This window comes from Mangrovihabitans endophyticus (assembly GCF_014646155.1).
GTDB classification, from domain to species: Bacteria; Actinomycetota; Actinomycetes; order Mycobacteriales; family Micromonosporaceae; genus Actinoplanes; species Actinoplanes endophyticus.
This window is the reverse complement of the sequence record NZ_BMMX01000014.1, coordinates 118,359-132,136: the sequence shown is the minus strand read 5'-3', so window position 1 is coordinate 132,136 and position 13,778 is coordinate 118,359. Positions and strand designations below refer to the sequence as shown.

Annotated in this window: 13 protein-coding genes; 7 read left to right on the top strand and 6 right to left on the bottom strand. The window is 70.6% G+C overall.

Annotated features, from left to right (window positions below; all coding sequences use genetic code 11):
- Positions 1–51 precede the first annotated feature (51 nt).
- From IEY73_RS17275 to IEY73_RS17265, 3 genes are all read right to left on the bottom strand, one after another.
- On the bottom strand, positions 52–285 hold the full coding sequence (locus tag IEY73_RS17275; protein ID WP_189080231.1) for a hypothetical protein: 234 nt from the start codon (positions 283–285) through the stop codon (positions 52–54).
- Positions 286–356: 71 nt separating this feature from the next.
- Positions 357–797, bottom strand: coding sequence for a large conductance mechanosensitive channel protein MscL (gene mscL, locus IEY73_RS17270; RefSeq protein ID WP_189080277.1), 441 nt, complete (start codon positions 795–797; stop codon positions 357–359).
- 149 nt (positions 798–946) lie between these two features.
- Positions 947–1,300: an anti-sigma factor antagonist gene (locus IEY73_RS17265; protein WP_189080230.1), complete on the bottom strand. Its 354-nt coding sequence runs from the start codon at positions 1,298–1,300 to the stop codon at positions 947–949.
- Positions 1,301–1,446: 146 nt separating this feature from the next.
- Here IEY73_RS17265 and IEY73_RS17260 point away from each other — a divergent pair, with 146 nt between their 5' ends.
- Genes IEY73_RS17260 through IEY73_RS17235 form a run of 6 tightly spaced genes read left to right on the top strand, consistent with a single transcriptional unit; the run spans position 1,447 to position 7,035 of the window.
- Positions 1,447–2,295: an STAS domain-containing protein gene (locus IEY73_RS17260; protein WP_189080229.1), complete on the top strand. Its 849-nt coding sequence runs from the start codon at positions 1,447–1,449 to the stop codon at positions 2,293–2,295.
- A 1-nt stretch (position 2,296) separates the two neighbouring features.
- Entirely contained in the window at positions 2,297–2,713 is a 417-nt protein-coding gene (locus tag IEY73_RS17255; protein WP_189080228.1) for an STAS domain-containing protein, read from the top strand.
- Positions 2,710–3,117, top strand: a complete 408-nt coding sequence (locus IEY73_RS17250) for an anti-sigma regulatory factor (protein ID WP_189080227.1) — start codon at positions 2,710–2,712, stop codon at positions 3,115–3,117. The genes IEY73_RS17255 and IEY73_RS17250 overlap by 4 nt, the downstream gene beginning before the upstream one ends.
- Positions 3,114–4,142 carry a SpoIIE family protein phosphatase gene (locus tag IEY73_RS17245; RefSeq protein ID WP_189080226.1) on the top strand — a complete coding sequence of 343 codons (1,029 nt, stop codon included), beginning with the start codon at positions 3,114–3,116 and terminating at the stop codon, positions 4,140–4,142. Before IEY73_RS17250 ends, IEY73_RS17245 begins: the two co-directional genes overlap by 4 nt.
- Positions 4,139–5,503 (top strand): sensor histidine kinase, encoded by a 1,365-nt coding sequence (locus IEY73_RS17240; RefSeq protein WP_229715904.1) that lies wholly within the window; start codon positions 4,139–4,141, stop codon positions 5,501–5,503. Before IEY73_RS17245 ends, IEY73_RS17240 begins: the two co-directional genes overlap by 4 nt.
- Positions 5,479–7,035, top strand: coding sequence for a SpoIIE family protein phosphatase (locus tag IEY73_RS17235; protein ID WP_229715903.1), 1,557 nt, complete (start codon positions 5,479–5,481; stop codon positions 7,033–7,035). Before IEY73_RS17240 ends, IEY73_RS17235 begins: the two co-directional genes overlap by 25 nt.
- 18 nt (positions 7,036–7,053) lie before the next feature.
- Here IEY73_RS17235 and IEY73_RS17230 read toward each other — a convergent pair whose 3' ends face one another.
- Positions 7,054–8,229 carry an FAD-binding oxidoreductase gene (locus tag IEY73_RS17230; protein WP_189080225.1) on the bottom strand — a complete coding sequence of 392 codons (1,176 nt, stop codon included), beginning with the start codon at positions 8,227–8,229 and terminating at the stop codon, positions 7,054–7,056.
- A 308-nt stretch (positions 8,230–8,537) separates the two neighbouring features.
- Between IEY73_RS17230 and IEY73_RS17225 the strand changes: the two genes are divergently transcribed.
- Positions 8,538–10,643 carry a S9 family peptidase gene (locus IEY73_RS17225; protein WP_189080224.1) on the top strand — a complete coding sequence of 702 codons (2,106 nt, stop codon included), beginning with the start codon at positions 8,538–8,540 and terminating at the stop codon, positions 10,641–10,643.
- Positions 10,644–11,090: 447 nt separating this feature from the next.
- On the opposite strand, the gene IEY73_RS17220 is transcribed toward IEY73_RS17225, so the two are convergent.
- Positions 11,091–11,684 (bottom strand): MBL fold metallo-hydrolase, encoded by a 594-nt coding sequence (locus tag IEY73_RS17220; RefSeq protein ID WP_189080223.1) that lies wholly within the window; start codon positions 11,682–11,684, stop codon positions 11,091–11,093.
- An 11-nt stretch (positions 11,685–11,695) separates the two neighbouring features.
- Positions 11,696–13,705 carry a SpoIIE family protein phosphatase gene (locus tag IEY73_RS17215; RefSeq protein ID WP_229715902.1) on the bottom strand — a complete coding sequence of 670 codons (2,010 nt, stop codon included), beginning with the start codon at positions 13,703–13,705 and terminating at the stop codon, positions 11,696–11,698.
- Positions 13,706–13,778: the final 73 nt, after the last annotated feature.

Below are 13,778 nucleotides of genomic sequence, written 5' to 3'. Positions count from 1 at the left end.
GTCATCGGGACGTGGGTCATCGGGACGTGGGTCTCATCGGGGGCGGGGGCCTCATCGGGGGCGAGGGCGGACCGAGAGCTCGCGCCACTCGTCCGGCCCGGCCAGCAGCGCGCGCACGGTGTCCAGTGCGGCCTCCTCGGAGTCGTACTCGAAGAAGTGCGAGACCCCGTCGGAGCCGCCGGCGCGCTGTTCGACATACCACTGATCGCCGCTCGCGCGGAGATAGACATCCTTTCGCGCGGCGCGTCCCCATCTGCCGTTCCACCAGTGCTTACGCTGTTCCATCCCGGCACTGTATCGAACGTGTGTTCGAACAGTGCCGGGTGGGGTTGATCTTTCTCTAGCTGAAAAATCGGTCAGGAGCGCGGCGGCTGCTGGCCGCGGCCGAGCAGGTCGTTCGCGGCGCCCGGCGGCACCTGCTGGCGGATCAGCGCGTCGCGGATCTCGGTGAGCAGCTTGATGTCCTCGCTGGGTGCGGCGGGCGGCGGCTCTTCGCCCCGCTTGCGCCGCTCGGCCAGCTTGTTCAGCGGGTAGACGACCAGGAAGTAGAGCACCGCAGCGGTCAGCAGGAAGGTGATGACCGCGTTGATGAAGGTGGCGTAGTCGAACTCCACGCCGTTCACCGTCCATACGCCTTTCTGCTGCCCACTGCCCCCGCCCATCAACTGGATCAGAGGCTTGAGGAAGGCGTCGGTGAAGGCCGTGACGACTGCGGTGAACGCGGCACCGATCACGATGCCGACGGCGAGGTCGACAACGTTGCCCCGCATGATGAAGTCCTTGAAGCCCTTGAACATGGAATTCACGACCACTCTCCTGCACCAGACCGAAGGGATGTCGGCAGCAGATTCCCACTGCCGGTCTGCGACAAACTACGCCGACCGGAACAAGTCAGGGGAGAGTGGCCCGGCACCCGAAGGTGCCAGGAATCATCGATGTGCGTCGCTCAGTCGAGCGCCGGCTCCTGGGCGGTGACCGCCTCGTCGACGGTGGGATAGGTGCGCAGCACCTCGACCAGTCCGCTGACTTCCAGGATCCGCAGCACGCCGCGCTGCGGAGCAGCCAGGCGCACCACGCCGCCGACATCGTCGGTGCTGTTCTTGGCCCGGACGAAGACCGACAGACCAGTGGAGTCGCAGAACGACACCTCGGACAGGTCGAAGACCAGCCGCGTGCGGCCCTTCTCCAGCAGGTCGCTGATCTGGTCCTGGAGCTGCGGCGCGGTGGCCATGTCGAGCTCACCGGACACCGACACCACGACCACGTCGGCGCGCTGTTCCGTTTGTACCGTCAGTGACATGCAGGACCTCCAGTTATGAGCAGAACCGTACTCCAACTGCCGGGTGGAGTGCAGATTCGGGGCTTAGTTGGCCAACGGCAAGTAAGGGCTCTTCCCGATGGTAGAGTCCGGCGCGTCACGGGACCCATGACCTCGGGGAGGCAGCGGTGGCGCTGAGTTCGGACGAGGCTGGGCGCTTCGCTGAGCTGCTCAAAGAGCGCGAAGACGAGATCGTCTCGACCTGGGCGGAACGGGTGGGCAGCACGCTGCGCGGTCGGCTGAGCACCGCGGAGCTGCACCGCCAGACCGTTGATCTGCACCATGCCGTGCAGGGTGCACTGTCCGACGGGTTGTCGGAGCTGTCCGACGGTGCGGGCGGTGAGCTGCGTGCCTTGCTCGCCGAGCTGTCCGGCAGCCGTGCCCGCCAAGGCTTCACCGCCACGGAAACCGCGGTGAGCGTCTTCGCGCTCAAGGACGCGGTGCTCGCCGCGCTGGACCACGCCGGCGACGAGCGTCCGGAGACCCTTCGTGACTATGTCGCCTTCTCGTCGTTCGTCGATCAGGCCGCGTTGCACACCTTCGACTCCTTCGTGCGTACGCGCGAAGAGCTGATCGCGGACCAGGCCGAGCAGTTGCTGGAGCTGTCCACGCCGGTGGTCCGCCTGTGGGAGGGCGTGGTAGCGCTTCCCCTGGTGGGGACGCTCGACTCGGCGCGCGCCCAGGTGGTCATGGAGCGCCTGCTGCAGACCCTGGTGGACACCGGCTCGCCGTACGCGATCATCGACATCACCGGCGTCCCAGCGGTGGACACCCAGGTCGCGCAGCACATCCTGAAGACCGTGGTGGCCGCCCGGCTGATGGGCGCCGACTGCATCATCTCCGGCATCCGCCCGCAGATCGCGCAGACCATCGTGGCGCTGGGCATCGAGTTCGGCGACATCGCCACCAAAGCCTCGCTTGCCGACGCGCTACGGCACGTGCTCAAGCTGACCGGGATGAAGCGGCAGGAGCGCTGACGTGGAGCGGGTGCCCATTCTCAAGATCGGGGACACCCTGCTGGTGTCCATCCAGATCGACATGGAGGACCAGGTGGCCCTCCAGCTCCAGGAGGATCTCGCGGAACGCATCGTGGCGACCGGTTGCGGTGGTGTGATCATCGACATCAGCGCGCTGGACATCGTCGACTCGTTCGTCGGCCGGACCCTGGCGACCATCGCCTCGGTCTCCCGGGTGCTGGATGCGGAGACCCTCGTCGTCGGGATGCGCCCGGCGGTCGCGATCACGCTCGTCGAGCTCGGGCTGTCGCTGCCCGGCATCCGCACCGCACTGAACGTGGAACTCGGCATGGAGATGCTCGCCCGCGACCACGGCGACTCCGAGCCGGACGACACGGCGATGCAGGACGGGGACGACGCCGCGGTATCCGCCCCATGACCTCACCAACGACGGACCGGATCGCGGTCTCCTCCGACCAGGACGTGGTCCGGGTACGCCAACTCGTGCGTACCGTGGCGGTGTCCGTCCGGCTGTCCCTGGTCGATCAGACGAAACTGGTCACCGCGGCCAGCGAACTGGCGCGCAACACGCTCGTCTACGGCGGGGGCGGCACGGTGGAGGTGAGCCGGGTGGAGAACGGCCGCCGGGCCGGCATCCGGATCGTCTTCGCCGACCAGGGCCCCGGCATCGCCGACGTGGATCTGGCCCTCACCGACGGCTACACCACCGGCAACGGCCTCGGCCTGGGACTCAGCGGCGCCCGCCGCCTGGTGGACGAGTTCGCCATCGACACCGGCGTGGGGCAGGGTACGAGTATCACCGTGACGAAGTGGTGCCGATGAGCGGAGGCGCGGTGGCGTCGCTACCGGAAGGGCTTCTCGACGGCGGAGTCTGGTTCCGGATGGAGGAGCCGGGTTCCGCCTCCGGAGCGCGCCGCGCCGCGGAACGGCTCGCGGCCGAGCTCGCGGTGCCGGAACGCCGCATCGCGGACCTCTCGATCGTGGTCGCCGAGCTGGCGGGCAACCTGGTCAAACACGCCGAGCACGGCCGGCTCTTCATGCGCGCCGTGCGAACCGATGATCAGGCCGGAGTCGAACTGGTGGCGGTGGACACCGGGCCGGGCATGCGCGATGTGGCGCAGGCGCTGGGCGACGGGCATTCCACGGTGGGGACGCTGGGCATCGGCTTGGGCGCGATCATGCGCCAGGCGAGCTGGTCCGACCTGCATTCGGTGCCGGACCGGGGGACCGTGCTGGCGGTACAGGTGTGGCCGGGCCCGCCGCCCACGCCGGCGTGGGCGGCGGGGCTGGTGCGCCCGCTGACCGGGGAGCCGGTCAGCGGGGACGGATGTGCGGTACGCGAGGCGGCCGGGCGCCGACAGGTCATGGTCTGTGACGGCCTCGGACACGGCCCGCTGGCCGCCCGCGCGGCGCAGGAAGCGGCCCGCGGCTTTGCGGCGGCGCCCGCCGCACCGCCGTCGGTGGTCGTGGAGGCACTGCATCGCGCGCTCGGGCACACCCGGGGCGCTGCCGTCGCCGTCGCCGAACTCGATCCGGCCGCCGGCGTGGTTCGCTACGCGGGCCTGGGCAACGTCGTGGGCGCCGTGCTGGCCGGTGGGGGGGCGCGGCGGGGCATGGTCTCACTGCCCGGGATCGCCGGTCACCAGCGCAGGCAGATCCGGGAGTACGAGTACGCGCTGGGGCCGGCGGACGTGGTGGTCATGCACACCGACGGTGTGGTCGACCGCTGGGACCCGTCCGACTATCCGGGCTTGCTGACCCGCTCCCCGCAGGTGATCGCCGCGACCGTGCTGCGGGACGGAGGCACCCGCCGCGACGACGCGGGCGTTCTCGTGGCCCGGCTATGAACTCCGCCGACGCGCAGCGGGATCATCTGCTGTCCCGCATGCGGCTGCGCATCGAGCAGGACATCTTCGTGGTCCGTCAGTTCGGTCGCGAGGTGGCCCGCGCGGCCGGGATGGAATCCCAGGACCAGACCCGGCTGGCCACCGCGATCAGTGAAGTGGCCCGGCGCATGGTAGCCCTGGGGCGAGACGTTGAAGTGGCATTTTTCGCATCCGCGGTGCAGCATCCGGCGGTGCGGGTAGAGATGGTGAGTCCGATCACCGACGGCCAGGAACACCTGGTTCCGCACCTGGCGCAGGTCGGGCGGCTGGTGGACACGATGGAGGTCGACGATGGCGACACCGGTACCACCGTACGGATGTCACGACGTCTGCCACCGGGAGCGCCGCCGTTGACGCGCGACCGGATGACGGAGATCCGCGAGGGGCTCGCCGCACACGTGCCGGGCACGCCCCTGGACGAACTGGCAGTGCAGAACCAGCAACTGATCTCGGCGCTGGACGAGGTGCGCGCCCAACGTGATGACCTGGCTCGGTTGAACGCCGAACTGGAAGAGACCAACCGCGGCGTGATGGCGCTGTACCACCAGCTCTCCGAGGAACTGGAGGAGACCAACCGCGGCGTCGTCGCCCTGTATGCCGAGCTTGACGAGAAGTCGGTGCAACTGCGCACGGCCAGCGAGGCGAAGACCCGATTCCTGGCCAATGTCAGTCACGAGTTGCGGGCCCCGGTCACCGCCATCATCGGTCTGGGCAGGCTGCTCGTCGACACGTCGTCCAGTGCGCTGGATCCCGAGCAGAGCCGCCAGGTGGAACTGATCCGGTCCTCGGCGACCGACCTGCTGGCCCTGGTCAACGATCTCCTGGATCTGGCGAAGGCGGAGGCCGGCCGGATGGAGCCGAACTGGAGCGACGTCGACCTCCGGGCGATGTTCGGCCAGCTACGCGGCACCCTGCGGCCGCTGGCCACCCGGCCCGAGGTCGACTTCCTGGTCGAGGAACCGGCCGTGCCGCACCTGCTTTCCGACGAGGTGATGCTCGCTCAGGTGCTGCGCAACCTGCTGACGAACGCGCTGAAGTTCACCGCGACCGGCTCGGTGCGCCTGACCGCCCAGCGGGTCGACGACGACGTCGAGTTCACCGTGGCGGACACCGGTGCGGGCATCCCGGCCGAACTGCACGAACGCATCTTCGAGGAGTTTTACCAGGTGCCCGGCGCAAAGCCGCTGAACGGCACCGGGACCGGCCTGGGCCTGCCGTACGCCCGGCGTCTGGTGGGAATCCTGGGCGGCGCCATGCGCGTCTCCTCCGAGCCGGGAATCGGCAGTACGTTCACCGTGTGCCTGCCGCTACGACAGCCGTGAACTCCGCCGCCATCCTGGTCGTCGATGACAGCGCCACCAAGCGGTACCTGCTGGTGAGCTGGCTGAGCCGGGCCGGATTCGAGGTGCGCGAGGCGGAGAGCGGCGGCGCCGCCCTGGAATACCTCGCGGCGCACGCCGGTGAGGTGGACCTGGTCGTGCTGGACGTCAAGCTGCCGGACATGAGCGGGTTCGAGGTCTGCGAACGGATCAAGACCGACCCGGTGATCGGCGCCCTTCCGGTCGTCCACGTGTCCGCCCACGCGGTCGACGTGGTGGACCGCACCCAGGGCCTGAACCGCGGGGCCGACGCCTACCTCGTCGAGCCGATCGAACCGGATGAGCTGATCGCCACCGCCCAGGCGGTGCTGCGGTACTACCGGGCCCGGCAACGCGCCGAGTCCCTGGCGGAACGCATGGTCCGGCTGGCGGAGACGACGCTGGCGATCAACTCCGCGTCGACGCTGAGTGCTCTGCTGTCCGCGGCGGCGGACGGGGCGCACCGGATCTTCGGCGGTCCCGTGGTGGTGCTCGCCGAGACGTCCGAGGGGGAATGCCTCGCCGCCGCGGGCGATCCACCCACCATGCGGGCGTGGTCGTTTCACGAGCGCGACGTGGCGGTCGGTTCGCTGGTGCGGACGGACGACCCGGCGGCCTGGGACGTGGTCGACTGGCCGGACGGCGAGACGGTGGCGGTGGCCGCCGCGCGTCTGCGCCCGGACCGGCCCGCGGTCTTCGTCGGGGTGCCCGGCAGTTCACAGACGCCCGGATTCCCGGTGCTGCGTCAGCTCGCCCAGGCGGTGGCTGCGGCGGTGGAAGCGCAGCGTTCCTACGACGAGGAGCACCGCATCGCGGTCACCTTGCAGCGCAGCCTCCTGCAGTCTCGCCTGCCCGACGTGCCGGGCATGCATCTGGCGATGCGTTACGAGCCGGCCGGGGCGCAGACCGAGGTGGGTGGCGACTTCTACGAGCTGACCATGCTGGACGGTCGGTTGCTGGTGGCGATCGGCGACGTCGCGGGGCACTCGTTGCACGCCGCCACGGTGATGGCCGAACTGCGGCACGCGGTGCGCGCGTACGCGGTCGAGGGGCACCCGCCGGGGGCGGTGATCCGCCTGGTCAACCGGTTCATGCGCACGGTGCTGCCGGAGGAGTCGGCGACCCTGTGCCTGCTCGCGATCGACCCGGGGTCGGGCTCGGTGCGCATGGCCAGCGCCGGACATCTGCCGCCGCTGCTCAGCGGCGCCGGGCCGGTCCGTTTCCTGCAGGCCCGGGGACCGCTGCTGGGCATCAACGCGGAGCGGCCCGACGATCTGGAGTTCGTGCTTCCTCGCGGCGGGACACTGGTGCTCTACACCGATGGCCTGGTCGAGCGGCGAGACGCCGACATCGATGTGGGTCTCGACGCACTGGCCAAGAACGCCGAGCGGGTGGACGGCGATCTGGACGATTTCTGCCAGCGGCTACTCGTGCGGCTGGCCGGCACCGAACAGCAGGCCGACGACGTGGCGATCGTCGCGCTGCGCCGCGCCTGACCGGGACGCGGCCGGCCGTCAGAACAGGTCTTCCCGGCCGGCGATGTCGATCTGGCGGGCCAACGCGGGCGGCGCGACGATCGCGACCACCCGGCCGCCACGGGCCAGCAACACCTGCCGAACCGACTCCAGGGCCGCGGTGACCTCCTCCGCGGTCATCCCGCCCGGGAGGACGGCGTGCACCCGGCCGTAGCCGACCGAACCGCGGACCGCCACCGGCGCCCGCAGGGCATCGCTGAGCGCATACACCGCTGCATGCAGGTCGGCCGTCGCGGCCGAGATGCGCAGCGCCACGTCCGCGGCCTCGAACGGATAGCGGCCCCACCACGATGGAGCGGCATCCGCGGCGGCGGACTCGTCGCCCAGCTCCCGCACGAGTCGCGCGGCACGGTCGGTGACATCCGTGGCGTCGCCCTCCACCAGGACCGCGACGGTGCCCCGCGGCGGCGTGGAGTCCCGTGCGGCGGCGGGCGCCGGGAGGTCCATCTCGATTGCGCTCTCGCCCAGGCTCAGCGCCAGAACCTGCTCGGTCACATGGTGCACCTGGAGCGGGGTGGCCGCGGGAACCGTCACCCACCGGCTGGCCGCCGGCGCCGCCTGCAGCCGCAACCGCGCCGACAGCAGCACGCCGTCGATCTCGGCGATGCCGGGACGGCCGTCCTCGCCGTCCGAATCGGCCGCGAGGCCATGCATGTCCACATAGCTCACCCGGTCGACGAACTCCGCGGGGCTGCCGAAACGGTGCCGCAGCGGACCCGACTCGTTGACCGCGAGCATGCCGCCCACCGTCGCGGTGCGCGACGGCGGATCCACGGCCAGACGCTGACCGCGCAGCGCGAGCGCGGCCTGCAGGGCGTGGACCGGCGTGCCGGTGGCGACCTCGACGGTCCGGTCCTCCGCCCGGTGGTCCCACAGCCCGTTGAGGCGGGCGGTGTCGACGATCAGGTCGACCCCGCGGGGCGGTCGGCCCCAGTCGATCTTGCTGCCCGAACCGCGGGCCTTCACCGCCAGGCCGCGCTCGTCGGCCAGGCGCATCACCGCGGAGACCGCATCGGCGGTGGCCGGCGTGGCCACGAAACTGACCCGGCCGCCGGCGACGCGGTCCACCGCGCGCGCGGTGCGGGCGAAGTCGGGGCCGCAGATGTCCCGGAGAGTGTGGAGCAAGGGCTCGCGCGAGGGCAGCTTCTCACCCATCACGCAACCGCCGTCCGGAAGACCGGTGGGGGTGCCTCAAGCAGCCGGGTCGCGGGCATCGGCACTTCCTTGACGGGCATCAGCCCCGGTCTGATGGGCATCGGCCCTCCCCTGAATCGATAGCCCGGATCGAACGAGCCCGGATCGAACGCATGACATCGAAACCCCGAAGATCGTCCACTCTGGCACATCGTACACATGTTCTAATCGTTGCGGGTGGTCGAGCGTACTCATTTTTTCGTGCCCGACCGCGTACGGGTAGGAACGAGCGCAAATCGCTGCGCCGAGCGGCGCGTAATCTGGGCCGCGTGACGACCGATCAGCCTGACAGCCCACCCACCGTCCGTGCCGTGGCCACCGAGCGCACCTTTCACGGCGACACCGTCATCGACGAGTACGCCTGGCTGACCGACAAGGAGAATCCGGACACGGTCGCCTACCTCAAGTCGGAGAACGCCTGGACGGAACGCGCCACCGCGCACCTCGGCCAGGTGCGCGACGCGGTCTTCGGTGAGATCAAGAGCCGGACTCAGCAGAGCGATCTGACCGTGCCCAGTCGCAAGGGCGGCTATTGGTACTACACCCGGACCGTCGAGGGCAAGCAATATGGGATCCAGTGCCGGGTGCCGGCCGATCCCGGCGTGACCGACCCGCCGATCCCGGAGGACGGCGCCGCGCTGCCCGGCGAGCAGGTGCTGCTGGACGGCAACGCGCTGGCCGAGGGCGCGGACTTCTTCGCCCTGGGCACGTTCGACATCAGCCCGGACGGCAACCGGCTGGCCTACTCCGTCGACTTCGCCGGCGACGAGCGGTTCACATTGCGCATCAAGGATCTGCGCACCGGTGAGACGCTGGCCGACGAAGTGCCCGGTGTGTTCTACGGCAGTGCGTGGTCGGCGGACGGCTCGACACTCTTCTACATCACCGTGGACGACGCCTGGCGGCCACACCGGGTGTGGCGGCACGCCGTGGGCAGCCCGGCCGCCGCCGACGTCACCGTCTTCGAGGAGGCCGACGAACGCTTCTGGGTGGGCGTCGAGCTCACCCGCAGCGAGAAGTTCATCCTCATCGACACCCGCAGCAAGGTCACCGCCGAGGTGTGGGCGATCGCCGCGGACAACCCGACCGCCGAGCCGGCCGTGATCGCCCCGCGCCGCCAGGGCGTCGAGTACGACGTCGAGCACCACGGTCATCGCTTCCTGATCCTGCACAACGACGACGCCGAAGACTTCGCGCTGGCCTATACGTCCGCGGACGCGCCCGGCGAGTGGATCGAACTGGTGCCGCACCGGCCCGGAACGCGGCTGGAGGCGGTCGACGCGTTCCAGCATCACGTGGTCATCTCGCTGCGCGCCGACGGGCTCACCGGGTTGCGCGTGCTCGGCTCCGGCACCACCGACACCTACGACATGGAGTTCCCCGAGCCGCTGTTCAGCGTCGGCCTCGCCGCCAACCCGGAATACGACACCGGCACCGTGCGCATCGGCTACACCTCGATGATCACTCCGGATTCCGTGTACGACGTGGACCTGGTCACCCGTTCCATGACGCTGCGCAAGCGGAAGCCGGTGCTCGGCGGCTACCGGCCGGAGGACTACGAACAGTTCCGCGAGTGGGCGGTCGCCGACGACGGCACGCGGGTACCCATCTCGGTGGTCGCGCGCAAGGGCACCGTCCGGGACGGGACCGCGCCGCTGGTCCTGTACGGCTACGGCTCGTACGAATACAGCATCGACCCGTACTTCTCGATCCCCCGGCTGTCGTTGCTCGACCGCGGTGTTGTCTACGCGATCGCGCACGTCCGCGGGGGCGGCGAGATGGGCCGGCAGTGGTACGAGAAGGGCAAGATGCTGGCGAAGAAGAACACCTTCACCGACTTCGTGGCGTGCGCGCGGTCGTTGACCGCCGGCTCCTGGACGTCGCCCGATCGGATCGTCGCCCGTGGTGGCTCGGCGGGCGGGCTACTCATGGGCGCGGTGGCCAACATCGCCCCGGACGCGTTCGCCGGCATCGTCGCGCAGGTGCCCTTCGTGGATCCGCTGAACACCATCCTGGACCCGTCGCTCCCGCTGACCGTCACCGAGTGGGAGGAGTGGGGCAACCCGATCGAGTCGGCGGACGTGTATGCGTACATGAAGTCGTACAGTCCGTACGAGAACGTCGGGAAGCTGGACTATCCGGCAATCCTGGCCGTGACGAGCTTCAACGACACTCGCGTGCTCTACCACGAGCCGGCGAAGTGGATCGCGCGCCTGCGCGCGGTGGCGCCGGAGGGCGAATACCTGCTGAAGACCGAGATGGGTGCGGGGCACAGCGGACCGAGCGGGCGTTATGACGCGTGGCGCGAGGAGGCGTTCGTGATGGCGTGGACGCTGGACGTGCTGGGTCGCGCGGATCAGTCGCCAGCTTCGTAGCCCCACCCCGCCCTCCCGCCGCCCGTCCCGCCCGTCCCGCCGCCCGTCCCGCCCGTCCCGCCCGTCCCGCCCGTCCCGCCCGTCCCGCCGCCCGTCCCGCCGTCCCGCCGTCCCGCCGCCCGTCCCGCCCGTCCCGCGGCGCGCCGCCCCGCGGTGCTGCCCCCGCGCGATCTTGAAGAAAGCGTGCCCGTTTCGCCCTGACATAACCCAACCTGTCCGACCGCAAAGTCCAAGATCGACCGGGGCGTACGCGCCGACCCCGGCGATCTTGGACTTTGCGGGCCCGGTTCGGGGTGGCAAGTCCGACTTGTCGGACCGGAAAGTTCAAGATCGACGGGCGACGGGCGACGGGCGACGGGCGACGGGCGACGGGCGACGGGACGGGCGGCGGGGCGGCGGGACGGGGGACGGGCGACGGGGGACGGGGGTGGGCCCGGCGAACCTGGGTCAGAGGGTCTCGCCTGGGGCCAAGTATCGGTAACCACGCGCGTTCTCGCCCAGCCATCCGTTCACGCTCGCCAGGCCACGCTCGTTCACCTGTCCGTCGTGGATCGCGAAGCTGCGCTCCGGCGCCACCGCCCGCGCGAAACTGATCGCCTCGCCCATTTTGAACCACGATGCCTGCGCCGGGATCGCCAGCGTGCGCACCGCGACCTCGGGTACGTGCAGGGAGTCGCCCGGGTGGTAGAAGTCGCCGTCCACCACGTACCCGAGGTTGGCGCAGTCCGGCTCACCATCGGTGATCTCGGCGTGGCGCCCGCCTACCGCGCGTACTCGGAAACCCGCTGCGGTGAACTCCTCGCCGGCTCGCACGCCGATGGTCTCCAACCCGGGGATCCGCGCGTCCGCGGGGGCGAACACCGGGATGCCGAGGCGGGCCACGCGTGCCGCGTCGACGTGGTCGGCGTGTTCGTGGGTGACGAGCACCGCGTCGGCGTCGTCGAGGGGCACGTCGGGGCTCCAGGCGCCCGGGTCGACGACGAGGACCCGGCCCTCGGCGGAGAGCCGGACGCAGGCGTGCCCGTGTTTTGTCATACGCACGAGCGCCAATGTTACAGATCGTTACGCAAAACGAGTATCGCTATGTCATCGCGGGGCTCTTCGACCGAGAAGTTGATCGTGGTGGTGCGCAGCCGGGCGGCCATCACGTCGGCCGGGTAGCCGGCCAGCGGCGCGGCGGCCTCACGGAGCCGTGCGGTGCCGAAGAGTTCCCGGCCGCGGCGACGTTCGGTGACTCCGTCGGTGTAGAAGATGAGCGAGTCGCCGGGTTGCAGCACGATCTTGGTGTCCGGCGAGACGATGGTGTCGAGCAGGCCGAGCGCCGTACCGCCCTCGCCGACGAAGGCCGCCTTGCCGTCGGCGCGGACCATCACGGCCCGGTCGTGCCCGGCCAGGTGCAGGCAGACGGCGAGGTCGGCGTCGGAGCGTTCCACCGAGGCCAGGGCGAGCGTGCAGTATCGCCCGCCGCCGCGCTGCACGAGGGTGCGGTTGACCCGCTCCAGGATCTCGGCCATCGGCTTGCCGTCGTCGACAAGGATCCGGATGACGTCACGGACCAGGCCGGTGACCGTGGCCGCCTGCACGCCCTTGCCGGAGACGTCGCCGACCACCACGGTCCAGCCGTCGCCGGACGGGACCACGTCGTAGAAGTCGCCGCCGACCTCGGAGCCGGTGGGCACGTATTCCGCTGCGAAACCCACACCCGCGACGTGCGGCAGGGCGGGCGGCAGCAGCGACGCCTGCAGGGTGCGGGCGACCTTGTGCCGTTCGTCGTGGATCCGGGCGTTGTCGATGGCCAGTGCGGCGCGCCGGGCCACGTCCTCCAGCACGGCCACCTCGTCGGCCTCGTGCCGATGGGTGGCATGCCGCCCGACGGCGAGCGTGCCCAGGCGCTGCCCGCGGGCGACAAGCGGGACGGCGAAGCCCTCCGACGGGGTGCCGAAGACGACCTGTGTGCCGAGCCGGGACGCCTCTTCCAGCCGGCCCAGCACCGACTCCGGCCCGGTCTCGGCGAGCTGGTCGTAGAGCTGGGCCAGCAGGGCCTCGTCGGCGTGCGTCGCGGCGGCGAGCTGGAGCCGTCCCCACGCGTCGGTGGTGTGCACCGCGCACCACTGGCCCAGCCGCGGCACCACGAGCTGCGGGATCAGCGCCATGGTGAGGTTGACGTCGAGGGACTGCGCGAGCAGTTCGCTCGCCTCGGCGAGAAACGTCAGCCACGTCTGTCGGCGCCGGTCGGCCAGGCGCAACCGGTCGTTCTCCACGTGCAGCGAGAGCCGCTCGGTGACCAGGGCGGCCAGCGGCAGGGCGTAGCCGTCCGGCGAGGCGTCCAGTTCCAGCTCTCCGGCGTACGGACGTTGCACGCTCAGCGGCAGGCGGACCACCGGCGCGTCGTCGCGGGGGGAGCGGCCGTGCCGGGCCAGTTGCTGGATGCCCATGCCGTCGCCGCGGTCCAGGCGGACCACGCCGCCGGCCGCACCGGTCAGGTGGGTGAGGCGGGCCAGCAGGTCGGTGGCGAACTCGGCCAGTCCCTCGTCCGGGGCGATCTGCAGCAGCGCGGTGAGCGAGCCGACGCTCGGCGCGGCCGCGTCCGGGGTGGCGCCGATGGCGGGCACGGTCAGCGCTGACGCGTCCGCGCCGTGCTCCAGCCGGAACCACACGCCCTTGCCGGCACCCTCGTGCACGGTGCCCCACCGGCTGGCGAAGTGGTCGACGAGCAGCAGGCCGCGACCGCGCTCGGCGACTTCGCCGATGTCGAAGGAGTCGTTGCGCGGTCCCACCGCGAGCTGTTCCACCGGCCCGGGGGCGAAGTCGGTGACCGTGACGGTGAGCCCGTCGGGATCGGCGGCGACCTCCATGTCGAGCTCGGTGCCGGCGTGCACCACGGCGTTGGTGGACAGCTCGGTGGTCAGCAGCAGCGCCTCATTGAGAAGGGCGTCCAGGCCGGCTTCCTCGATCATCGAGCGCACCAGGGCCCGCGCCGCCGCCGGGGTGCGGCGGTCGTTGGGCAGGCGCACCCGACGGACCAGACCGCCCGTCACAGCCTCTCCCGTCTCCACGGACACGCATGCATCCTCTCGTGTTTTCGGGTGGATCCACAAAGCCGTGCCTCGCATTGACTAGCGCAATCGAGAGATG